This is a genomic window from Massilia sp., assembly GCF_031995545.1.
GTDB lineage: Bacteria > Pseudomonadota > Gammaproteobacteria > Burkholderiales > Burkholderiaceae_D > Telluria.
Genome location: NZ_DAMAGA010000030.1, coordinates 35134 through 58535 on the forward strand (window position 1 = coordinate 35134; position 23402 = coordinate 58535).

A 23402-nucleotide genomic window follows, 5' to 3' on the forward strand; every position below is an offset into this window, starting at 1 on the left:
GATGTATCCATGGCAAGCCGCCGCCTGGACCCAGCTGCAGCAGATGCGCGAGCGCATGCCGCACGCGATCCTGTTCCACGGCCCGGCCGGCACCGGCAAGGCTGATTTCCTCGAAACTGTTGCCCAGGCGCTGCTGTGCGAGAACGTGCGTCCCGACGGCCACGCCTGCGGCGAGTGCGCCTCGTGCGGCTGGTTCGCCCAGCATAACCACCCCGACTACCGCCGCGTACGTCCGGAAGCGCTGGAAGACGAGCCGCCCGAGAGCGAAGAGGGCGGCGACGGCGAGCGCAAGTCGAAGTCGACCAAGGCACCGTCGAAAGAAATCAAGATCGAGCAGATCCGCCAGCTGGCCGACTTCATGAACATCTCGACCCACCGCCAGGGTTTGCGGGTGGTGGTGCTGTACCCGGCCGAGGCGCTGAACATGCCGGCCTCGAATGCGCTGCTAAAGACGCTGGAAGAACCGCCACCCGGCACCGTGTTCCTGCTGGCCTCGAACAGCCTGGACCGCCTGCTGCCGACGATTCTGTCGCGCTGCCGCAAGTTCGCGCTGCCGATGCCGAACCACGCCGACGCATTGGCCTGGCTCAAGGAGCAGGGGGTGCCGGACGCCGACAGCTGGCTGCGCGAGCAGGGCGGGGCGCCGCTGGCAGCGTTGAACGAGTCGGCCAACGGCAGCCGCGAAGACATGGACGCGCTGCTGCACTTCCTGGCGCGCCCGGCCCCGGACGGCGCCCTGCGGGTCGCCGAGAAACTGGCCAAGGCCGAACTGCCGGCCCTGGTGTCGTGGACTCAGCGCTGGCTGTACGACGTGTTCTCGTACAAACTGTCCGGCACGCTGCGCTACTATCCGCGCTACCAGAAAGAGGTGGCGGCATTGGCGGGACGGGCCCAGTCGGCCGGCCTGCTGCGCGCGATCAAGGCGGTCAACGAGCGGCGCGCGGTGGCCGACCATCCGCTGTCGGCAAAATTGTTTGTCGAGGACATGCTCCTTGAGTACACTGCATGCACTACCTAAACAGATCTTTTTGAAGGGCACGCAGTGAAAGGCACGCAGTGAAGGATCAACGATGAGCGCCAATCCGCCGGACCCGGCCACGCCGCAAGCGCCGCGGCCGTCCGTGCTGTCGCTGGCGATCAAGGAAAAGGCGGCGCTGTATGCCGCCTACATGCCTTTCCTGAAGAACGGCGGCATGTTCGTTCCGACCAACAAGCCCTATAAGATCGGCGACGAGATCTACCTGCTGCTGTCGCTGATGGACGACCCGAACAAATACCCGATCGCCGGCAAGGTGGTCTGGATCACGCCGGCCGGCGCCGCCAACAACAAGGCGCAGGGCATTGGCGTGCATTTCCCGGCCGACGAGTCCGGCGAACGCGCCCGCCTGCGCATCGAAGAAATCCTGGGCGCCGCACTGCGCTCCTCGCGCGCCACCCACACCCTGTAATTGTCCACCCTCCGTTCAACCCAACCTAGCGCTTTATGCCGTCCTACGTCCATCGCCTGGCCCGCCGCGACGACCTGCCGGTCATCGTCGACATCTACAATTCCACCATCGCTTCGCGCGAAGTCACCGCCGACACCGAACCCATCACCGTGCAATCGCGCGAAGCCTGGTTCAACGACCACACGCCCGAGCGCCGTCCGCTGTGGGTGATCCACGATGCGGCGGATACCTCCGACAATCCGGAAGTGCTGGGCTGGCTGTCGTACTCGAACTTTTATGGCCGTCCGGCCTATTCGGGCACGGCCGAGGTGTCGATCTATATCGCGGAAAAAGCCCGCGGCCAGGGCCTGGGCCGCTATTGCCTCGACCTGGCGATCGCCTTCGCGCCGAACGTCAACGTGCATACGCTGCTGGGCTTCATCTTCGGCCACAACGCGCCGAGCCTGGCGCTGTTCGGCAAATACGGTTTCGAGAAGTGGGCGCATTTCCCACGCGTGGCCAACCTCGACGGCGTCGAGCGCGACCTGATCATCCTCGGCAAGCGCGTGGCCTGACCGGTTGATGCGGGGCCTGGTCGCGGCGCGTCCGTGGCCGGCCTCGCGTACAATAATGGGATGTTTATCGATTCCCATTGCCATATCAATTTCCCGGAGCTGGCTGCCCGCATGCCAGAGGTCCTGGCCAAGATGGCCGAGAACAAGGTCACCCACGCTCTGTGCGTCTCGGTCGACCTGCCGGACTTTCCCCAAGTGCTCGCCCTGGCCGAGCAGCATCCGCACATCTTCGCCTCGGTCGGCGTCCATCCCGACTACGAAGACACGCCCGAGCCGACTGTGCAGCAGCTGGTCGAGCTGGCGGATCACCCGAAGATCGTCGCGATCGGCGAGACCGGCCTCGATTACTACCGCCTGGAAGGCGACCTGGAGTGGCAGCGCGAGCGCTTCCGCACCCACATCCGCGCCTCGCGCGAAACGCGTAAGCCGCTGATCATCCACACCCGCTCGGCCAGCGCTGACACCATCCGCCTGATGAAGGAAGAGGGCGCCGGTACCGATGCCGGCGGCGTGGCCGGCGTGATGCATTGCTTCACCGAGTCGCTCGAAGTGGCCCAGGCCGCCATGGAGCAGGGTTTCTATATCTCGTTCTCGGGCATCGTCACCTTCAAGAGCGCCAAGGAACTGCAGGAAGTGGCGAAGGCGGTGCCGCTCGAACGGATGCTGATCGAGACCGATTCGCCCTACCTGGCGCCGGTGCCGTACCGCGGCAAGATGAACGAGCCGGGCTATGTCGCCCACGTCGGCGAATACATCGCCAACCTGAAAGGCGTGTCGCTGCGCGACGTCGCCGCTCAGACCAGCGAAAACTTCTTCAACCTGTTCCAGGCCGCCAGGAGCTGATTCATGCAGATGCGTCGTGTACTTGTTGCCAGTTTGTTGTCCCTCGCCTGCGCCGGCGTTAGTGCGGCGCAACCGCAGCCACCCACGCCGCAGCAGGTGACGGCGTTCTTCCGCGCCGTGCAGATGAACGACGAGAACACGGTGCGCGACATGGTTGGCCAGGTCGTCAACGCCAACGAGCTCAACCCGCTGGGCGGCGAGCCGGCGCTGGTGCTGGCGGTGCGCGAAGGTTCGAACCGGGTGTTCGAAACGCTGCTGCGCCATCCGGGCACCGACCTGGAACGCAAGGCGGTCAACGGCAACACGGCGCTGATGATGGCGGCCTTCAAGCGCGACGAGGACAAGGCGCGCATCCTGCTGGACAAGGGCGCCAGGGTCAACCAGCCGGGCTGGACCGCGCTGCACTACGCCGCCGCCAGCGGCGACGTGGCGATCGCGCAGATGCTGATCGCGCGCGGCGCCAAACTGGATGCCTTGTCGCCGAAGACCAGCGGCGCCTTCACGCCTCTGATGATGGCGGCGCGCGAAGGCCATGCCGAGGTGGCGCGCCTGCTGCTGTCCAAGGGCGCCAAGCCGGCTTTGAAGAATACCGAGGGCATGACGGCGCTGCAGATCGCCGAGCGTGCCGGCCGCGCCGACGTGGTGCAGGTGCTGTCCGGCGCCGCGCGCTGACCCGCCGATTTCACGTTTCAGGCAAGAAGTAGGCGGTAATCACCCCTTAGCTCCAAGCATTGCGTCACAGCAAGAGTGCCCATAATACGCATACGGATCACGTACAGAGTACGGACACACAAAGGACAACCATGCTGAACGAACGCGAAATCGAGAGCTGCTACCTGGGACAATTCATTCCGGTGCACTACCATCACAACATGCTGATGGACCAGAACCGGATGCACAGTTTCAAGTCCGCCATCCACTACGCCGTCCGTCCGGGCGCGAAAGTGCTGGAACTGGGCGGCGGCACCGGCGTACTCTCGTGTTTCGCGGCGCAGTCGGCAGCCAAGGTGTATTGCGTCGAATTCAACCCGGACATGGTGCGCGAGGCGCGCCGCTTCCTGGGCATGAACAAGAACGGCCACAAGGTCGAAGTCATCCACGCCGATGCGTTCGAGTACCTGCCGCCTGAGCCGGTCCACGTCGTCATCTGCGAAATGATCCACGTCGGCATGCTGCGCGAAAAGCAGGTCGAAGTGATCGAATCGTTCAAGCGCCGTTACCTGGCCAAGTTCGGTGGCCCGCTGCCGGTGTTCCTGCCGGAAGCCGTGATCATGGCGGTGCAGCCGCTGCAGCAGGAATACGATTTCGAAGGGTTCTATGCGCCGATCGTGCAGTTCCAGGAAACCGGCGTGGCCTATCCGGGCACGGTCGAGCTGGCGCAGCCGGCGGTGTACAGCGTGCTCGACTTCACCCAACCGGTGGAACAATTGATCGCCTGGGAAGGTTCGATGCTGGTCGAAAAGAGCGGCACCCTGAACGCGCTGCGTTTCGTGACCAAGAACGTGCTGGCCGTGGTGCAGGAGCACGCGACCACCATCGACTGGCTGAACCACTACATGACGCTGCCGCTGTACGAGCCGATCAAGGTCAAGGCCGGCGACCTGCTGCGCCTGTCGTTCGCTTACCGCGCCGGCGGGTCGATCCCGTCGCTGCAGGCGTCGATCCAGACCCGGATCGTGAACGAGCACGCTGTCGAACAGGTCGCCGAGCTCGCCGAGTTTGCCTGATTGATTGCACGGGGAGTGGGCGCCTGGCGGTGCCCGCTCCCCCGTCGCGTTGCGCGACCGTCCAACCCGTCAATTCTTCCATTCATCGCAGCCTGCTCGCGTCGCGCGGCGGTTGTGCTTACACTCAGCGCCGTCAACCCTTACGACGGAGAACCCCATGCTGAGTTTCCTGATCTGGCTGCTCCTGCTGTTCCTGTGCTGGCCGATCGCCATCCTGGCCCTGATCCTGTATCCGGTCTTCTGGCTGATCCTGCTGCCGTTTCGCCTGCTCGGCATCGGCGTCGACGCCGTGTTCAGCCTGCTGCACGCGATCGTCATGCTGCCGGCGCGTGTGCTCGGCCACCGGCCCGGCCATTGATGAGCCTGTTCGAGTGTGGGTCAATTAACAGACGACAGCAAATCATTCTTCTACTGTGGAGTTCCCGCTTTCATCCGGAAAGCGGGCATTGAATAGAGGAAAATGACTATGCGCCTGGATATCTACCGCAGAGCCGAAGAAGACGGCAAACTCTCGTACCTGGCTGTTCCGGAATCCAAGAACATTCCCGAAGAAGCCACCAATACCGATTGGGAAATCGAAGCACGCTCCTTCGAGGCCGAGGACAATGCCGATACGCTGGCCGACTACGACATCGATAACCTGAGCGCTCAAATCGCTGAAAAGGGTTACGCGATCACGTCTGTGCAGCACTAAGACCGATAAGACGGGCTGGTTTTCGCCGGCTCGTCACGATTCAATAGCCGGCCAGCTGGTGCCGGCGCCACACGCTGCCTTGCTCACCCCGGCGAGCAGCCGAGAAAGCGGCCCGGCCTCCACGGCCCGGCGGCCGTTATGGTATCCTGCGTCCTTGATCAAGCAAGCCGGCCGTCAAAACGGGCTGGGACGGAGGATGCGATGAAGTGGGTTGTGGTCGGTTTTTATATTCTGTCGATCCTGCACATCCATTTCAGGGGGCGCGTGCGTCTGCCATTCCGTCGCCAGATCTTCGATCATTCGTCGTTCATGGCGCCGATCAACATCTTCATGCACAAGTTCTCGCGTGTGCCGAGCACCCCGTTCATTCCGGTCAGTGAATTCCCGGAACTGGCGCGTCTGCAAGAGAATTGGCCCATCATCCGCGCCGAAGCCGAAAACCTGCTGGCGCTCAAGAAAATCAAGGCGGCCGAGCAGAACGATGATGCCGGTTTCAATTCCTTCTTCAAGAATGGCTGGAAGCGCTTCTACCTGAAGTGGTACGACGCCAGCCACCCGTCGGCCGAGCGCCTGTGCCCGCAGACCTATGCGCTGCTGCAGTCGATCCCGTCGGTCAAGGCGGCGATGTTCGCCGAGCTGCCGCCGGGCGGCAAACTGAACCCGCACCGCGACCCGTTCGCCGGTTCGATGCGCTACCACCTGGGCCTGGCCACGCCGAACGACGACCGCTGCTTCATCGAAGTCGACGGCGAGCGCCACAGCTGGCGCGACGGGCAGGGCGTGGTGTTCGACGAAACCTTCATCCACTGGGCCATCAACGGCAGCGAGAGCGACCGCGTGATCCTGTTCTGCGACGTCGAGCGTCCGATGCGCTACCGCTGGATGGGCGCGTTCAACCGCTGGTTCGGCCGCACCGTGATGACCGCCGCCGCCTCGCCCAACGAGACCGGCGACCAGGTCGGCCTGGTCAGCAAGCTGTTCCGCATTTCGTTCTACATGGGCCAGTACCGCCGCCGCCTCAAGGCCTGGAACAAGACCGTGTACAACATCACCCGCGTGGCGCTGGTAGTGGCGCTGGCTGCTCTCATTTACTGGATCTGATGTTGCCGGCGCGGCAAGCGCGCCGGTTCAGAACAGTTCGTCCAGGAGCAGGTGGAAGGTGAGCTTGGCCTCGTCGATGTGCGCGATGCCATATCGCTGCATGAAGCGCTCCTGTAGCGGAGCACCAAATTCTCCCAGGCAGTTCCACATGATCGCCAGATCCTGGTAGCGGTCGGCGATGCCGACCCGTCCGGTATCGATGCACCCGACCACTTCACCATCCTGGATGAACAGGTTGTCGAGCGAATAGTCGCCATGGGTGACGACCGTATCTGGCGTGAGCGGCAGCAGTTCCTGCATCGCACCCCACACCTGCTCGGCAGTCCAACCTTCGCGTTCTTCATCGAAATCGTCTTCGTCGACCAGTCCGGCGTCGATGCGCGCCCGTGCCAGGGCCAGTCGCTGCGCGTGGCTGCTCTGGAATGGGCAGCGCTCGACCGGGATCGCATGCAGCCGCTGGAGGAACAGGGCCAGGGCGTCCACGACGACCGTCCTGAGTTCCGGGTGCCCCTGCATGACCTGATAAGCGGTCAGTCCGGGCATCGCCGTCATCAACAACCAGGCTTCGTGCGGCATGCGTTCGGCCTGCACGACATGCGGGACCGGCAGATAGTCGGCCAGCCAACGCAGTCTGGCGGTTTCCGAATGAATGTCGCTGGCGACGGAGCCGTGGCCGTGCTTCAGGTACAAGTCGGGTGCGCCGGCCTTGCCATGGAGCCGGTAGACAGCGCCGCCTGATTCTCCGACCGTGTCGCGTGCCCACCGGTAGCCGTCCAGCGTGGCAGTCCAGCCCGACGGCACGGCAATCACCGTGCATGGTTTTTCTCGCTTGCTTCCCATTCACGCCGCTCCCTCGATCGTCAATACTGCACAGTGTGGTGCAGCCAATTCCCAAGTGTCAATATATTGTCGAGCCAGTGAGCGCGCACGGTAGACCCGACCGGCAAAGGCAATCGTCCTTGCCGCTACAATGGCCGTTCCGACAAATCACTCAGCTGGAGGTAGGCGATGTCAAAGGTACTGGTCCTGTATTACTCGACGTACGGTCATATCGAAACGATGGCGAACGCGGTGGCCGAAGGCGCGCGCAAGACCGGCGCGACGGTGGACGTGAAGCGCGTGCCGGAGACGGTGCCGGAAGACGTCGCCAAGGGCGCCCACTTCAAGCTGGAGCAGGACGCACCGGTCGCCAACCCGCAGGAACTGGCCGACTACGACGCCATCATCATCGGCGCGCCGACCCGCTACGGCCGCATGCCGGGACAGATGGCGGCCTTCCTCGACCAGACCGGCGGCCTGTGGGCGCGCGGCGCACTGAACGGCAAGGTCGGCGGCGCCTTCACCTCCACCGCGACCCAGCACGGCGGCCAGGAAACCACGCTGTTCTCGATCATCACCAACCTGCTGCACTTCGGCATGACCGTGGTCGGCCTGCCGTACAGCTACCAGGAACAGATGACGCTGGACGAAATCATCGGCGGCAGCCCGTATGGCGCCAGCACCATCGCCGGCGGCCAGGGCCAGCGCCAGCCGAGCGAGCTGGAACTGGGCGGCGCCCGTCACCAGGGCGAGCTGATCGCCAGGACGGCCAACAAGCTTTTCGGCTGAGTGATCGACCCGCCGTGTTGGGCGGCGGGTGTCCACGATCTTTGGTAAGGTCTGCACGACAGGGCCGCATCCGGCGGCCCGCCTACCTGCGTGCAGACCATGAGCGATCTATCGTCCTTCCCCATTACCGAAAAGTGGCCGGCGCAGCATCCCGAGCGGTTGCAGCTGTATTCGATGCCGACGCCGAATGGCGTCAAGGTGGCGATCATGCTCGAGGAAATCGGGCTTGCCTACGAGCCGCACAAGGTCGACTTTGCCACCAACGACCAGACCTCGCCGGCCTTCCTGTCCCTCAATCCCAACAACAAGATCCCGGCCATCATCGACCCGGACGGCCCCGGCGGCGCGCCGCTGGCACTGTTCGAGTCGGGCGCGATCCTGCTGTACCTGGCCGAGAAAACGGGCAAGCTGATCCCTGCGGATGCAGCCGGCCGCTACCACGTGATCCAGTGGCTGATGTTCCAGACCGGCGGCATCGGTCCGATGTTCGGCCAGCTGGGCTTCTTCCTCAAGTTCGCCGGCAAGGATTACGAAGACAAGCGGCCGCGCGACCGTTACCTCGACGAGTCGCGCCGTCTGATGGGCGCCCTCGAGCACCAACTGAGCCGCCACGCCTGGGTCGCCGGCGACGAGTATTCGATCGCGGACATTGCCGTGTTCCCATGGGTGAACGGCTTGCTGAACTTCTACCAGGCGGGCGATCTGTTCGGAACCGCTGAGTTCCCGCACGTGACGGCCGCGCTCGAAAAGTTCCTGGCGCGGCCGGCGGTGCAGACCGGGCTCAAGATCCCGGCCTGACCGTCAGTACGGGCTGGCGGTCGGGCGTACGATGATCTCGCTGACGTCGACGTCCGCCGGCTGGTCGATCGCGAAGCCGATGGCACGGGCGATCGCTTCCGGCTTGATCGCGACCTTGCGGAAGTCGCGCATGGTGTCGCGCGCCAGCGGATCCGAGATCGATTCGGCCAGCTCCGACTCCACCACGCCGGGCGAGACCAGCGTCACCCGGATGTCACCGCCGACTTCCTGGCGCAGCCCCTCGGTGATCGCCGCCACCGCGAACTTGGTGGCGCAATACACGGCCGCGGTCGGGCTCACGGTGTAGGCGCCGATCGAGGCGATATTGATGACCTGGCCGCTGCGCCGCGCCCCCATGTGGGGCAGGGTCGCGGCGATGCCGTGCAGCACGCCGCGGATGTTCACGTCGATCATCCGGTTCCATTCGTCGATCTTGAGCGCGTCCAGTTTCGACAGCGGCATCACGCCGGCATTGTTGACCAGCACATCGACCTGGCCGTGACAGTCGAGCGCGAAGGCGATGAATTCCTGCATGTTGTCGAGACTGGTCACGTCGAGCTGATGCACATCGGCGCGGCCACCCGATTCGCGGATCTCGCCGGCAAGCTGCACCAGCCGTTCGGTGCGGCGCGCGCCGAGCACGACGCGGTGTCCGGCGGCCGCCAGGTGGCGCGCGGTGGCTTCGCCGATGCCGCTGCTGGCGCCGGTGATGAGGACGACTTTGCTATTGATGGCTTGCATGATGGGCTCCCTGGTGTATTGAACAGTGGAACCAGTATGCGGGCGCGGGAGAGTGCTGAACATGCCGGAAAGTCGGAACCGATTGCCCGATTCTCCGGATTTGAAGACGCCGACCTGCGGCGGCGCAGCGTGTCAGTCGAGGAAGAATTCCAGCCCGCGCGCCATTGCGGGGAAGCTGGCCGAACCATGGTTCTCGTGCGCCAGCAAATGGAACTGCACGCGCGAAAGGGTGCCCGCCGCACTCAGCTTGCCTGCCAGTTCGCGTGCTTCGTCCACCATGCGCCGGCCGGCTGCGACCGCGTCGCGGCCCTGGTATGGCTTGTCGCTTGGCGCTGGCTGCTCCAGTTCGCCGACCGACAGCATCAGCGCCGGCCGCGCCGGCAGGCGTGCCAGGCGTTGTTCGAAACCCTGCAGGCCGGACAGCACGGCGCGCTCGCCATACCAGATCGACGGGCTGGCCGCGAGATAGGTCTGGAACATGGCGGGCCGATTGAACAGCGCATACAGCGTGCATAGTCCGCCATAGGAGTGGCCATACAGCGCCTGGCGCGATGGATCGAGCGGCGCCAGCGTCGCGATCAGCGGCCTGAGTTCGCGCTCGATGAAGTCGAGGAACAAGTCGACGCCGCCGCTGGCGCCGGTCTTGTCGCCCGGGATGCCGGACGGCGGCGTATAGTCGCGCCCACGGGGCATGCCGTAGTCGCGCTCGCCCTGATAGCCGATGCCGACGATGACAGGCGCCGTCTTTCCGCCCGCACCGCGCCACGCGCTCATGCGGCCCAGCAGCGCCAGCGTCGGAAAGCTGGCGTTGCCGTCGAGCGCGAACACCACCGGATAGCCGCCGGCCGGGGCGGGCGCTTCCGGCACGCTGACGAAGATGCGGTACTGCTGGCCGGTGATGGCGGAAGTGATGTCGCGTTGTCGTGCCTGCGACAGGACGGCCGGCTGCCAGCCGTCGGCGGCGCGGGCCGGTGCGGCCAGAGTGCCGCATGCCAGGACGGCGGCGGCGTGAACGAATCGGCGGCGGGGAAGAATGATCGAGGACAAGGCAGCTGCTCCGGCGAATTGATGAGAATGATTCTCATTATAAGCGCCGAGCGATGCTGCCCGTCATTTTTCCTACGCACCGCGAGCGCGATGCGCAGCTCGTGCCGCTACGTCAGGCGCGCGGACGCTGGCGGTGGAAGGTCAGCGGGGTGTACTGCACGGCCGATGGTGGCGGCTGCTTCAGGATGTTGGTCTTCATCGCGCCCACCACGTGCATCTCGCACGGCTTGCAGTCGAAGCGCAGCGTGTAGCGTTCTTCGCCGCTCACCAGCGTCATCGGCTCGGCCTTGACCTGGCCCTGCACGCCTTGCACGCCCTTGGCTTGCTTCGGACACAGGTTGAACGAAAAGCGCAGGCAGTGCTTGGTGATCATCAGCGACACTTCGCCTGGCTCTTCATGCGATTCATAGGCCGCATCGATCAATTGCACGCCGTGCTTGTGATAGAAGGCGCGCGCCTGTTCGTTGTAGACGTTGGCCAGGTAGCTCAGCTGGGTGTCCGGATAGGTCGGGCGCGGTTCGACCGACGCCTTGCGCTGCGGACGTTCCCACGCAGCCAGGCGCGCGGCCTCGTGCGCGACGACCGCGTCGCGGCGCAGCGCGTTGATCGCGGCCGACGGCACGAACCACGGCTGGCTCAGCTTGAGCTCGACGTGGCCGGCTTCGAACATGGTGTTGCCCAGCTTGGCCACCGCCGAGCGCAGCGAAGCCTCGGCCTGGGCCGCCTGCTGCGCCGGCTGCAGGGCGATCCCGGCGCTGGCTTGCGAGGCGATGCCGTCTTCGTCGACGATCGACAGCACCAGGCCGCCCGGCTGCTCGCCCAGCGTCAGGTCGAGCGACACCTTGCGCTCGGACGACTTCTTGCTCAGCGTCGCTTCCCACTGGTGATCACGGTTGCGGTGGATCACGGTGCCGACTTTCAGGCCGGCCAGCGAGGACATGGTCTCGTTCGGGTACACGCGCCAGCGCTGGCCGTCTACCTCGTCGCCCAGCTTCTCGGCGCGGTTGGCCTGGATGCCGGCGGTGGCGCGCTTGTTCATGTAGTTCAGGCCGTCACCGTTGGCCATCGGCGCATTGGTCACCACGTCGAACGAATCGCTGCCGAGGCGCGCCACGATGCCCAGCTCCACGCCCACGTATTTTGGCGAGTCGAAGGCGCCGATGTCGGCCTGGCGGCCCTGGGCGAAATAGTCGGTGTGGCCGCGGTGGAAGTTCTTGTCGACATCCGGGGTGAACAGCACGCGGCTGCGGCCGCTGGCGGCGCGCACGAATTCCGGGCGCCCCTCCAGCAGCTCGTCCAGCAGCAGGCGGTAGTGGGCCGTGATGTTTTTCACGTAGCCCATGTCCTTGTAGCGGCCCTCGATCTTGAACGAGCGGATGCCGGCATCGACCAGCGCCGCCAGGTTGGCGCTCTGGTCGTTGTCCTTCATCGACAGCAGGTGCTTTTCGAATGCCACCACGCCGCCCTTGCTGTCGCTCAGCGTGTAGGGCAGGCGGCAAGCCTGCGAGCAGTCGCCGCGATTGGCCGAGCGGCCGGTGTCGGCGTGCGAGATGTAGCACTGGCCCGAGAACGCCACGCACAGGGCGCCGTGCACAAAATATTCGAGCGGGGTGTCGGTGGCGGCGTGGATCTTGCGGATCTGCTCGACGGTGAGTTCGCGCGCCAGCACCAGTTGCGAAAAGCCGACGTCGCCCAGGAACTTCGCCTTTTCGGCGGTGCGGATGTCGCACTGGGTACTGGCATGCAGCTGGATCGGCGGCAGGTCCATCTCGAGCAGGCCCATGTCCTGGATGATCAGCGCGTCCACGCCGGCTTCGTACAGCTGCCAGATCTGCTTGCGCGCGAGCTCCAGTTCGCTGTCGTGCATGATCGTGTTCATGGTCACGAAAATGCGCGCGCGGTAGCCGTGCGCAAACTTCACCAGCGCGGCGATGTCTTCCAGCGGATTGCTGGCGTTGTGGCGCGCCCCGAATGCCGGGCCGCCGATGTACACGGCGTCGGCGCCGTGGAGGATCGCTTCGCGGCCGATTTCGGCGGTCTTGGCGGGCGAAAGCAATTCGAGCTCGTGGGGCAGCAGGGACATGGGGACAGATTCCTTTGGGGCGAAGGCCGAAATTATAGCGGGGTGGCGGCCTGCCGTCATGCGCGGTGTTGCGGGTGTTGTCGTAATGTCCAGCGCGATATTTAGCAGGGACATGCAGCGGACGCTACCGTGCCGCGCAGGTGCGGGCGTTGAGCGACCACAAACGATCGCTGTGTGCCGATGGCGCGGGGCGTAGCGGGCCACCTAAGCTGGAAGCTGACGACGCATCATGCGCCAGTCATCATTCGAGACGTCCGGAGCAATTTATGAAAGCGCCGATATCCGCGATCCTGCGTTGCATTGCCGTTGTCATGTTCCTGAGTATCGGTGCAATGACCGCCGCAGCCCCCGCGCCGGCGAGTCCGGCCGCTTCAACGGCCTCACGAGCGATAGCCCGGCTCCCGGCAAGCGATGCTGCCATCGCCGAGGTGCTGCGCGACGCGGCCCGCGACGACGCGCAAGCATCGTGCGCCGTCGCCTGCGATGGACGCCATCACTACGGCATACGCTACAGCGTACGGCGCCTGCAAGTCGTCGGCGGCGAGGGCGACCTGCCGACCGCCCTGAACAACCTGGGCATCGTCGTCGGCTATGCCATCGCCAACGGCATTTCGTATCCGGTTGTCTGGATCGGACGCCGCGGCTTTAGTCTGGCAGCGCCCGGGGAAATCAATGGCGTCGCGCTGGACATCAATGACGTCGGGCAAATCGTGGGCAGTGTCTATGTCGAGGCCGCCTCGCGCGAAGAAGCCAGCAGCTGGTTCCTCGGCCGGCGCCGCAATCTCGGCAGTCTGGGCGACGCCGGAACTTCGGCCGGCGCCAGGGGCATCAACCGTTCCGGGCTCATCGTTGGCGGGAGCGGCATCGCCGGCGGTGGCGCTTCCTACGCGGTGGTGTGGGACCGCGGCGCTCCGCGAGCACTGCCCACGATCGGCGGCAATATCGGCGGCGCGGCGCGGGTCAGCGACCGCGGGTATATCGTGGGCGCCAGCACCGGCACGGACGGGCAGCAGCACGCCTCCCTATGGCGTCCGGACGGCAGTATCACCGACCTCGGCACGCTGGGTGGGCAGCAGAGCTGGGCGACCGATATCAACAATCGCGGCACGGTCGTCGGCTACAGCTTCAGGCCCGGCGACGTCGACATTGCCGCGGTCGTGTGGCGCAACGGCGCCATCGCCGAACTGCCCGGGCTGGGCGGGACCAGCAGCCAGGCGAACGCCATCAACGAACACGGCCAGATCGTGGGCAACGCTGGCACGATCGAAAACCGGCAGTATGGCGTCACCTGGTTCAACGATTCGCCGGTGCGTCTGGAGACACTGCTCGACGATGAGAGCCATGGTATCGCGGTTGCCAACGCTTACGCCATCAACGAGCGCGGGCAGATTGCAGCGGTGCGCAACCTGAGCAATGGCGGAACGGAGCCGTTGGTGCTGACACCAAGGCCTTGTCGCAAGCGCTGAGCGTTGCTAGCGCACCGTACCGGAAAGGAGGTCGATGTTAGCGCAAACCGATCGCTTCAACTGTTCAGCGTCGCTCTTGCACGCTGCACAGACCCGCCGGAGGCAGGTCCATGGATGTTTGCGTAACTGTGCTAACATTGCGCAAACACCAGTAGCCTGACAGGAACCTCCCCGACATGACCAAAGCGACGATCGAATCCATCCGCGAGACGATGGAGAACGGCAAACCCACGATGGTGGACGTTGCCCGGCTCGCGGGCGTGTCCGCGATGACGGTGTCGCGCGTCATGAACGGCAAGGGACTGGTGCGTGAGAGCACGCGGCGCAAGGTGGCGGAAGCCGTCGCCGCGCTAAACTACACCCCGAACCAGGAAGCGCGCAACCTGGCCGGGTCCAAGCCGATCCGGGTCGGTTTCTTGTACAGCAACCCATCCGCCGCCTACCTGAGCGAATTCCTGGTCGGCCTGCTGAACCAGTCGGGCCTGAACAATGTGCAGCTGTTCGTCGAGAAGTGCGAGGCGGGCAACCACGAAGCCGAGCACACCCAGCGCCTGATCGAGAACGGCCTGGACGGCGTGATCCTGCCGCCGCCGCTGTGCGACAGCGAAGCGGTGCTCGACTGCATCGAGCGCGCCGGCATCCCGGCGGTGGTGGTGGCCTGCGGTTCGCCGGCCGAGAATGTCGGCGCGGTCAGCATCGACGACTACGAAGCGGCGCACTTCATGACGCGCCACCTGATCACCCTCGGGCACCAGCGCATCGGATTCGTGGTCGGCCATCCGAACCAGACCGCCAGCGCGCGCCGCCTGGCCGGTTACCGCGCGGCCATCGGCGAGAAGGGCGCCGACGCGTCCGAGGAGCTGGTAGTGCAGGGCATGTTCACCTACCGCTCCGGCCTGGATGCGGCGGAACACTTGCTGGCGCTGGAAGACCGCCCGACGGCGATCTTCGCCAGCAATGACGACATGGCCGCGGCCGCCGTCGCCGTCGCGCACCGCCTTGGGCTGGACGTGCCGGGCGACCTGACCGTCACCGGCTTCGACGATACCGCACTGGCCACCACCATCTGGCCTGAACTGACCACCGTGCGCCAGCCGATCGCCGGCATGGCGCGCGAAGCCGTGCAGTCGCTGGTGCGCCGCGTACGCGCCCAGCGCGAAGGCGAAGCGGGCGAGCCCGAGCTGACGCGCATGGATTTCGAACTGGTGCGGCGCCAGTCCGACGCTGCCCCACGCATCCGTCCGCCGGCACGCCTGCCGGCCGTCGCGAAGACCAAAGGCAAGGCGAGCTACGCCAGCTAAATACGCTGTGCCCGTCAGAACGGCCGTCTTCGGACGGCCTTTTTGTTTCGTAACGCAGTCGCGTTCCCCTGTGCTGGAAGCCCAGCGCACGCGGCTTCCTCCAGCCAATCCGGCCACCCCAGTTTCACTTGAATAATTCGTTGACAACCCTTCCGCTGCACGTATAGACTGGAATGGTTGCGGTAACATTTCTGTTAAAAGAATGTTCTAAGCCGACAGCATATAACGACAATCAAGGAGACAACATGCCTGACCAGGATATCCAGTCCCGGTGCGACGGCCCGCTCGACCTGCGCACGCCTTTGGCGGCGCAGCGTGAAGCGAGCGGCCGTCCCTCTGCCATGGCGCGCCTGCGCGCGATCAGCACTGCAGTCACTCCTGCAGTGCCACCGTTTCCCATTGCCTGACACGTACCGGCACCGGCGCATCGCCACGCATGCGCCGGCGCTTCGCGGTCCCATAACAATACGAGAGACAACATGACAGCCCACCACATCAATTCGCTGCCCGAGGACGCCGCCCAGGCGCTGCTGGTCGGCCGGGTATGGCGTCCGGCCCCGGTCGACGGTCCCGCCGTGGTCGCCGTGCGCGCCGGCCGCCTGGTCGACATCACCCGCCACGCCATCACCGTCGCCGACCTGTTCGAGCGCGACAGCGCCAGCCTGCTCGCTATCGTGCGTGACGCCGAGGGCGAAGACCTGGGCGACGTCGATGGCCTGATCGCGGCCGCCCTCGACGGCAAGGCCGGCCCCGGCGGCCTGCGTCTGCTGGCGCCGTGCGATGTGCAGGCGATCAAGGCCGCCGGCGTCACCTTCGCCGTCAGCCTGCTCGAACGCGTTATCGAAGAGCAGGCCAAGGGCGACCCGGCCCGCGCGGCCGACCTGCGCGGCGAGCTGCAGGCCACGATCGGCGGCAACCTGGCCGATATCGAACCGGGTTCCGACGCCGCCATGCGCCTGAAGGACGACCTGATCCAGCGCGGCCTGTGGTCGCAGTACATGGAAGTGGGCATCGGCCCGGACGCCGAAGTGTTCACCAAGTCGCAGCCGATGTCGGCGGTCGGCCACGGCGCCGCGGTCGGCCTGCATCCGACCTCGAACTGGAACAACCCCGAACCGGAAGTGGTGCTGGCGGTGAACAGCCGCGCCGAAGTCGTCGGCGCCACCCTCGGCAACGACGTCAACCTGCGCGACATCGAAGGCCGCAGCGCGCTCTTGCTCGGTAAAGCCAAGGACAACAACGCTTCGTGCTCGATCGGGCCATTCATCCGCCTGTTCGACGCCAACTACACCATCGACACCCTGCGCCAGTGCGAACTGGGCATGCTGATCGAAGGCGTCGACGATGGCTTCGAACTGTCGGGCTCGAGCCGCATGCGCGAGATCAGCCGCGACCCGCTCGACCTGGTGCGCCAGACCTGCGGCGCCCACCACCAGTACCCGGACGGCTTCATGCTCTTCCTCGGCACCATGTTCTCGCCGATCAAGGACCGCGACGCGGCCGGCGGCGGCTTCACCCACCACCTTGGCGACCGGGTGTCGATCTCGACCCCGTCGCTCGGCACCCTGGTCAACACGGTTCAGCGCAGCGACGCGATCGAGCCGTGGACCTTCGGCGTGCGCGCCCTATACGGCAACCTGGCGCGCCGTGGCCTGCTGCCTGCATCCTGATTCCAATAACAACGCCGCCCGAGCGCGGCACGATCCGACACTAGCGAGTACACAATGGCAGAACAAGCAGTACAACCCCTGGTCTACGCGACCTATCCCGACCTGCGCGACAAGCGCGTGGTCATCACTGGCGGCGGCACCGGCATCGGCAGCGAGCTGGTGACCGCATTCGCCGGCCAAGGCGCGCGGGTCTGGTTCCTCGACATCGCCGACGAAGCTTCGCACAAGCTGGCCGACGCCCTGAGCGGCTCGGCCCACGCGCCGCAATACCGCCGCTGCGACCTGACCGACCTCAATGCGCTGGCCGCCGCCTTCGCCGCCATCGATCAGGAAGCGGGCGGCATCGACGTCCTGCTGAACAACGCCGCCAACGACGACCGCCACGAAATCGACGACGTCACCCCGGCGTATTACGAGAACCGCATGGCCGTCAACCTGCGCCACCAGTTCTTCTGCGCCCAGGCGGCGGTACGCATGATGCGCAAGCAAGGCGGCGGCGTGATCCTGAACTTCGGTTCGATTTCCTGGCACCTGGCCTCGAGCCAGCTGTCGCTGTACATGACCGCGAAGGCCGCGATCGAAGGCCTGAGCCGCGGCATGGCGCGCGACCTCGGCGCCGACAACATCCGCGTCAACGCGGTGATCCCGGGTGCGGTGCGCACCCCGCGCCAGCAGGCGCTGTGGCACACGCCGGAAGAAGAAGCGCGCATCCTGTCCGGCCAGTGCCTGCGCGAGCGGGTCGAGATGCAGGACGTGGCGGCGCTGACGCTGTTCCTGGCATCCGACAACGCGCGCCGCTGCAGCGGCCGCGAATACTTCGTCGACGCCGGCTGGTACGGCGCATGAGCATGGCGTCCGATCCGCGCTGCCTGTGGGACGTGAAGGCCACGCTGGGCGAGGGCGCCCTGTGGGACGCCGCGCGCCGGCAGGTCTGGTTCGTCGACATCAAGGGCCGCCGCATCCACCGCTGCGATGAAGATGGCGGCGCCCAGCGCAGCTGGGACGCGCCGAGCCAGGTCGGCTTCGTGGCGCCACTAGAAGGCGGCGGCATGGTGTGCGGCCTCGAAGATGGCCTGTACCGTTTCGTCGAAGCCACCGGCGAGTTTGCGCCGCTGGTCAAGGTCGAAGCCGACCTGCCCGGCAACCGCTTCAACGACGGCCACGTCGACGCCAAGGGCCGCCTGTGGTTCGGATCGATGGACAACGGCGAAGAAGCGGCAACCGGCGTCCTGTACCGCTTCGACGGCGCCCAGGTGGCCAGCATGGACGCCGGCTACATCATCACCAACGGCCCGGCCTTCAGCCCGGATGGACGCACGCTGTACCACACCGATACCCTGGCCAAGCGCATCTACGCCTTCCACCTGACGCCGAACGGCGCGCTGGAAAGCAAGCGCACCTTCATCGAGCTCGACGCGCCCGGCCACCCGGACGGGATGGCGGTGGATGCGGAAGGCCACCTGTGGGTGGCGACCTTCGGCGGCTGGCGCATCGACCGATTCGACCCGCAAGGCAAGAAGGTCGGCGAAGTGCGCTTCCCGTGCTCCAACATCACCAAGCTCGCCTTCGGCGGCGCCGACCTGCGTACCGTGCACGTGACCACCGCGCGCAAGGGCCTGAGCGAAGAACAGTTGAAAGAGCAGCCACTGGCCGGCGGCCTGTTCACCTTCCGCAGCGAGACGCCCGGCCTGGCGCAGCACCTGCTGCGCATGTAGTCAGGTAACGAGAATCTAAAGAGAATCAGCATGAGCAACCCCATCGTCAAGCGCCGCTTCCGTTCCCAAGACTGGTTCGACAATCCGGAACGGATCGACATGACTGCGCTGTACCTCGAGCGCTTCATGAACTACGGGATCACCCCGGCCGAACTGCAGTCCGGCAAACCGATCATCGGCATCGCCCAGAGCGGCAGCGACATCGCGCCGTGCAACCGCATCCACCTGGAGCTGGCCAAGCGCGTGCGCGACGGCATCCGCGACGCCGGCGGCATCCCGATGGAGTTCCCGCTGCATCCGATCTTCGAAAACTGCCGCCGTCCGACCGCGGCGCTCGACCGCAACCTGGCCTATCTGGGCCTGGTCGAGATCCTGCACGGCTACCCGATCGACGCGGTGGTGATGACCACCGGCTGCGACAAGACCACCCCGGCCCAGCTGATGGCTGCGGCCACCGTGGACATCCCGTCGATCGTGCTGTCGGGCGGCCCGATGCTCGACGGCTGGTTCGAGGGTGAACTGGTGGGCTCGGGCACCGCGATCTGGCGCGCGCGGCGCAAGCACGCGGCCGGCCTGATCGACGACCAGAAATTCCTCGACATCGCCACCGCTTCCGCACCCTCGGCCGGCCACTGCAACACCATGGGCACCGCATCGACCATGAATGCCGTGGCCGAAGCGCTAGGCATGTCGCTCACCGGCTGCTCGGCGATTCCTGCGCCGTACCGCGAGCGAGGCCAGATGGCGTATGACACCGGCCGGCGCATCGTCGAAATGGCGCACGAAGACCTGCGTCCGTCGACCATCCTGACGCGCGACGCCTTCCTCGACGCGATCGTGGTCAACGCCGCCATCGGCGGCTCGAGCAACGCGCAGCCGCACATCGTGGCCATGGCGCGCCACGCCGGCGTCGAGATCACGCCGGAAGACTGGATGGAATACGGCTTCAAGGTGCCGCTGCTGCTGAACATGCAGCCGGCCGGCAAATACCTGGGCGAGCGCTTCCACCGCGCCGGGGGCGTGCCGGCCGTGATGTGGGAGCTGGAGCAGGCCGGCCTGCTGCTCTCGCAGCGTCCGACCGTGACCGGGCGCTGGATGAACGAAAACCTGGCCGGCCGCGAGAGTGACGACCGCGAGATGATCCGCCCGTTCGCCCAGCCGCTCAAGGAATACGGCGGCTTCCTGGTCCTGAAGGGCAACCTGTTCGACTTCGCGATCATGAAGACCAGCGTCATCTCGCAAGCCTTCCGCGAACGCTACCTGTCCACGCCCGGCGCCGAGAACTGCTTCGAATGCAAGGTGGTGGTGTTCGACGGCTCCGACGACTACCACCACCGCATCAACGACCCGTCGCTGAACATCGACGAGCGCACCATGCTGGTGATCCGCGGTTCGGGTCCGGTCGGCTGGCCCGGTTCGGCCGAAGTGGTCAATATGCAGCCGCCGGATCACCTGATCAAGGCCGGCATCAATGCGCTGCCGACGCTGGGTGACGGCCGCCAGTCCGGCACCTCGGACAGCCCGTCGATCCTGAACGCGTCGCCCGAAAGCGCGGCCGGCGGCAACCTGGCTTACCTGCGTACCGGCGACGTGGTGCGCGTGGACCTGAACACCGGCAGCTGCAACGTGCTCCTGGCGGACGGCGAACTGGAAGCGCGCAAGAAGGACGGGCCGCCCGAGATCCCGGCCAGCCAGACCCCGTGGCAGGAGATCTACCGCGCCACCGTCGGCCAGCTGCACACCGGCGCCTGCATGGAGCTGGCCTTGCCATACCGCGGTGTGCGCGACGACGTGCCGCGCCATAATCACTGAGGTGGCCACCGACTGTTACTACTGAACAGTAGCGCTGTCACGATTTTTTGAGCAAAATAGCAATACAGGCTGCATGAGAGACGCCATGCAGCCGACAATAAAGGAGACACAACGCATGAAAAAGATCATCACCGCCATCGGCCTCGGTTGCGCCATGCTGTTCGGTAGCGGCGCCGCCGTGGCCGATGCCAAGAATCCCAAGATCGGTTTCTCGATCGACGACCTGCGCCTCGAGCGCTGGACCCGTGACCGCGACTACTTCACCCAGGCCGCCGAAAAACTCGGCGCCAAGGTGTTCGTGCAGTCGGCCGACGCCAGCGAGCAGCGCCAGATCGCCCAGATCGAGAACCTGATCTCGCGCGGCGTCGACGTGCTGGTGATCGTCCCGTACAACGCCACGGTGCTGAACAACGCGGTGCGCGAAGCCAAGAAGGCCAAGATCAAGGTGGTCTCCTACGACCGCCTGATCCTCAATGCCGATGTCGACGCCTACATCTCGTTCGACAACAAGGCGGTGGGCGAACTGCAGGCGCAGTCGATCGTGGCTTTGAAACCGAAGGGCAGCTACTACTTGCTGGGCGGCGCGCCGACCGACAACAACGCCAAGATGCTGCGCGAAGGCCAGCTGAAAGTGCTGCAGCCGCTGATCGACAAGGGCGACATCAAGGTGGTCGGCAAGCAGTGGGTCAAGGACTGGAGCGCGTCGGAGGCGATGTCGATCGTCGAGAACGCGCTGACCGCCAACGGCAACAAGATCGACGCCGTGGTCGCGTCCAACGACGCCACCGCCGGCGGCGCGATCCAGGCGCTGGCCTCGCAAAAGCTGGCCGGCAAGGTGCCGGTCTCGGGCCAGGACGCCGACCTGGCTGCGGTGCGCCGCGTGATCGGCGGCACCCAGGCCATGACGGTCTACAAGCCGCTCAAGCAGATCGCCACCAGCGCCGCCCAACTGTCGGTGCAGCTGGTGCGCAACGAGAAGCCGGCCTTCAACGCGCAGCTGAACAACGGCTTCAAGCAGGTCAACACCGTGCTCCTGAAACCGGTCCTGCTCAACAAGCAGAACGTCGACGTGCTGGTGAAGGACGGGTTCTATACCCAGGCCCAGCTGGCCGGCAAATAAGCACCCCATGAGGCCCGTGCGAACGGGTCGCGGACAACGCATGCAAGACGGGTACCGGAGGCGCAGCGCGCCACCGGCGGCCCGTGCCGCGTCCGGATTTTCCACGCAAATATCAATACGTTGCAGCGAGTACCTGAATGTCCGGCTATCTGCTTGAAATGAAAGGAATCGCCAAGCGATTCAATGGGGTGCCCGCGCTGGACGGCATCGACCTGGCCATCCGGCCCGGCGAATGCATCGGCCTGTGCGGCGAGAACGGCGCCGGCAAGTCGACGCTGATGAAAGTGCTGTCGGCGGTCTACCCGCACGGCAGCTGGGATGGCGAGATCGTATTCGACGGCCAGCCGCTGCGCGCGCGTTCGGTGCGCGAGACCGAGGACGCTGGCATCATCATCATCCACCAGGAACTGATGCTGGTGCCGGAACTGTCGGTGGCCGAGAACATCTTCCTCGGCAATGAGATCACGCTGCCGGGCGGGCGCCTGGACTACCACGCCATGAACCGGCGCGCCGAAGAGATCCTGCGCGAACTGAAGCTGCCCGACGTGAACGTGGTGCTGCCGGTGAAGAACTACGGCGGCGGGCACCAGCAGCTGATCGAGATCGGCAAGGCCCTGAACAAGAACGCGCGCCTGTTGATCCTGGACGAGCCGTCAGCCTCGCTTACCGCGTCCGAGATCGAGGTGCTGCTCGAGATCATCCGCGACCTGAAAGCCAAGGGCGTGGCCTGCGTCTACATCTCGCACAAGCTGGAAGAAGTGGCCGCGATCTGCGACACCATCGTCGTGATCCGCGACGGCAAGCACATCGCCACCACCCCGATGCCCGAGATGAGCGTGGACCGCATCATCGCCCAGATGTGCGGACGCGAACTCAATCAGCTGTATCCATCGATGCCGCACGAGATCGGCGACGTGGTCATGGAAGCGCGCAACATCACCTGCTGGGACCCGGACCAGCCGCAGCGCAAAAAGGTGGATGACGTCTCGTTCCAGCTGCGCCGCGGCGAGATCCTCGGCATCGCCGGCATCGTCGGCGCCGGACGCACCGAGCTGGTGACGGCGATCTTCGGTTCCTATCCCGGTAAGCACACCGGCGAAGTCTGGCTAGAAGGACAGCGCGTGAACACGTCCGACCCGCTGCGCTCGATCGGCAACGGCTTCGCGCTGGTGCCGGAAGACCGCAAGCACCACGGCATCGTGCGCGACCTGTCGGTAGGCGAAAACATCACCTTGTCGGTGCTGGGGCGCTACTCGCACCTGACCCGCATCGACGAAGGGGAAGAGGGCCGCGAGATCAATGAGCAGATCCGGCGCCTGGCACTCAAGACCGCCACCCCGGCGCTGCCGATCACCGCGCTCTCCGGCGGCAACCAGCAGAAGGCGGTGCTGGCCAAGATGCTGCTCACCGGCCCGCGCGTGCTGATCCTGGACGAGCCGACCCGCGGCGTCGACGTCGGCGCCAAGTTCGAGATCTATAAACTGATGCTCGAACTGGCGGCCCAGGGCATCTCGATCATCATGGTCTCGTCCGAACTGTCGGAAGTGCTGGGCGTGTCGGACCGCGTGCTGGTGATGGGCGAGGGCAGGCTGCGCGGCGAATTCCTCAACCAGGGACTGACCCAGGAGACCGTGCTGGCGGCGGCGCTCGGACAACACCGACCTTCCGCATAAC

General features: G+C 65.5%; 24 protein-coding genes. 20 read left to right on the plus strand and 4 right to left on the minus strand.

What is annotated here, in order from left to right; translation table 11 throughout:
* Position 1 precedes the first annotated feature (1 nt).
* The 9 genes from RTQ83_RS18200 (at position 2) to lpxO (ending at position 6367) form a co-directional block, all read left to right on the plus strand.
* On the plus strand, positions 2–1018 hold the full coding sequence (locus RTQ83_RS18200; protein WP_312517565.1) for a DNA polymerase III subunit delta': 1017 nt from the start codon (positions 2–4) through the stop codon (positions 1016–1018).
* Positions 1019–1070: 52 nt separating this feature from the next.
* A complete protein-coding gene (locus RTQ83_RS18205) occupies positions 1071–1448 on the plus strand; it encodes a PilZ domain-containing protein (protein ID WP_312517498.1) in 378 nt (125 codons plus the stop codon).
* Positions 1449–1483: 35 nt separating this feature from the next.
* A complete protein-coding gene (locus RTQ83_RS18210) occupies positions 1484–2002 on the plus strand; it encodes an N-acetyltransferase family protein (protein ID WP_312517502.1) in 519 nt (172 codons plus the stop codon).
* Between the two features lie 60 nt (positions 2003–2062).
* Positions 2063–2845, plus strand: coding sequence for a TatD family hydrolase (locus RTQ83_RS18215; RefSeq protein WP_312517504.1), 783 nt, complete (start codon positions 2063–2065; stop codon positions 2843–2845).
* Between the two features lie 3 nt (positions 2846–2848).
* On the plus strand, positions 2849–3517 hold the full coding sequence (locus RTQ83_RS18220; RefSeq protein ID WP_312517507.1) for an ankyrin repeat domain-containing protein: 669 nt from the start codon (positions 2849–2851) through the stop codon (positions 3515–3517).
* 59 nt (positions 3518–3576) lie between these two features.
* Positions 3577–4572 (plus strand): methyltransferase domain-containing protein, encoded by a 996-nt coding sequence (locus RTQ83_RS18225; RefSeq protein WP_312517510.1) that lies wholly within the window; start codon positions 3577–3579, stop codon positions 4570–4572.
* 157 nt (positions 4573–4729) lie between these two features.
* A complete protein-coding gene (locus RTQ83_RS18230; protein WP_312517512.1) occupies positions 4730–4930 on the plus strand; it encodes a hypothetical protein in 201 nt (66 codons plus the stop codon).
* A gap of 108 nt (positions 4931–5038) precedes the next feature.
* Complete coding sequence (locus RTQ83_RS18235; protein ID WP_312517514.1) at positions 5039–5266, plus strand: DUF6139 family protein; 228 nt, start codon at positions 5039–5041, stop codon at positions 5264–5266.
* A gap of 201 nt (positions 5267–5467) precedes the next feature.
* Positions 5468–6367, plus strand: coding sequence for a lipid A hydroxylase LpxO (lpxO, locus tag RTQ83_RS18240; protein WP_312517517.1), 900 nt, complete (start codon positions 5468–5470; stop codon positions 6365–6367).
* A 27-nt stretch (positions 6368–6394) separates the two neighbouring features.
* Here the strand turns inward: lpxO and RTQ83_RS18245 are convergent, their stop codons facing one another.
* A complete protein-coding gene (locus tag RTQ83_RS18245; protein ID WP_312517520.1) occupies positions 6395–7207 on the minus strand; it encodes an APH(3')-I family aminoglycoside O-phosphotransferase in 813 nt (270 codons plus the stop codon).
* A gap of 168 nt (positions 7208–7375) precedes the next feature.
* On the opposite strand from RTQ83_RS18245, the gene wrbA reads away from it, so the two are divergent.
* Entirely contained in the window at positions 7376–7975 is a 600-nt protein-coding gene (wrbA, locus tag RTQ83_RS18250) for an NAD(P)H:quinone oxidoreductase (protein WP_312517522.1), read from the plus strand.
* A gap of 99 nt (positions 7976–8074) precedes the next feature.
* On the plus strand, positions 8075–8773 hold the full coding sequence (locus tag RTQ83_RS18255; protein WP_312517524.1) for a glutathione binding-like protein: 699 nt from the start codon (positions 8075–8077) through the stop codon (positions 8771–8773).
* 3 nt (positions 8774–8776) lie between these two features.
* On the opposite strand, the gene RTQ83_RS18260 is transcribed toward RTQ83_RS18255, so the two are convergent.
* From RTQ83_RS18260 to RTQ83_RS18270, 3 genes are all read right to left on the minus strand, one after another.
* Positions 8777–9514, minus strand: a complete 738-nt coding sequence (locus RTQ83_RS18260; protein ID WP_312517527.1) for an SDR family oxidoreductase — start codon at positions 9512–9514, stop codon at positions 8777–8779.
* 132 nt (positions 9515–9646) lie between these two features.
* On the minus strand, positions 9647–10561 hold the full coding sequence (locus tag RTQ83_RS18265; protein WP_312517530.1) for an alpha/beta hydrolase-fold protein: 915 nt from the start codon (positions 10559–10561) through the stop codon (positions 9647–9649).
* Between the two features lie 112 nt (positions 10562–10673).
* Positions 10674–12644, minus strand: coding sequence for a U32 family peptidase (locus RTQ83_RS18270; protein ID WP_312517532.1), 1971 nt, complete (start codon positions 12642–12644; stop codon positions 10674–10676).
* Between the two features lie 266 nt (positions 12645–12910).
* Here RTQ83_RS18270 and RTQ83_RS18275 point away from each other — a divergent pair, with 266 nt between their 5' ends.
* The 9 genes from RTQ83_RS18275 (at position 12911) to xylG (ending at position 23401) form a co-directional block, all read left to right on the plus strand.
* Positions 12911–14110, plus strand: coding sequence for a hypothetical protein (locus tag RTQ83_RS18275; RefSeq protein ID WP_312517534.1), 1200 nt, complete (start codon positions 12911–12913; stop codon positions 14108–14110).
* 176 nt (positions 14111–14286) lie between these two features.
* Complete coding sequence (locus RTQ83_RS18280) at positions 14287–15411, plus strand: LacI family DNA-binding transcriptional regulator (RefSeq protein WP_312517536.1); 1125 nt, start codon at positions 14287–14289, stop codon at positions 15409–15411.
* 245 nt (positions 15412–15656) lie between these two features.
* Positions 15657–15818 (plus strand): hypothetical protein, encoded by a 162-nt coding sequence (locus RTQ83_RS18285; protein WP_312517538.1) that lies wholly within the window; start codon positions 15657–15659, stop codon positions 15816–15818.
* Between the two features lie 72 nt (positions 15819–15890).
* Positions 15891–17081: a fumarylacetoacetate hydrolase family protein gene (locus tag RTQ83_RS18290; protein WP_312517540.1), complete on the plus strand. Its 1191-nt coding sequence runs from the start codon at positions 15891–15893 to the stop codon at positions 17079–17081.
* 54 nt (positions 17082–17135) lie between these two features.
* The gene (locus RTQ83_RS18295) at positions 17136–17927 is read left to right on the plus strand and encodes an SDR family oxidoreductase (protein ID WP_312517542.1); all 792 of its coding nucleotides are present in this window, start codon (positions 17136–17138) and stop codon (positions 17925–17927) included.
* Entirely contained in the window at positions 17924–18796 is an 873-nt protein-coding gene (locus RTQ83_RS18300) for an SMP-30/gluconolactonase/LRE family protein (protein WP_312517545.1), read from the plus strand. The genes RTQ83_RS18295 and RTQ83_RS18300 overlap by 4 nt, the downstream gene beginning before the upstream one ends.
* A gap of 30 nt (positions 18797–18826) precedes the next feature.
* A complete protein-coding gene (locus RTQ83_RS18305) occupies positions 18827–20608 on the plus strand; it encodes an IlvD/Edd family dehydratase (RefSeq protein ID WP_312517547.1) in 1782 nt (593 codons plus the stop codon).
* Between the two features lie 154 nt (positions 20609–20762).
* Positions 20763–21728: a D-xylose ABC transporter substrate-binding protein gene (gene xylF, locus RTQ83_RS18310; protein ID WP_312517567.1), complete on the plus strand. Its 966-nt coding sequence runs from the start codon at positions 20763–20765 to the stop codon at positions 21726–21728.
* 137 nt (positions 21729–21865) lie between these two features.
* Positions 21866–23401: a D-xylose ABC transporter ATP-binding protein gene (xylG, locus tag RTQ83_RS18315; RefSeq protein ID WP_312517550.1), complete on the plus strand. Its 1536-nt coding sequence runs from the start codon at positions 21866–21868 to the stop codon at positions 23399–23401.
* Position 23402: the final 1 nt, after the last annotated feature.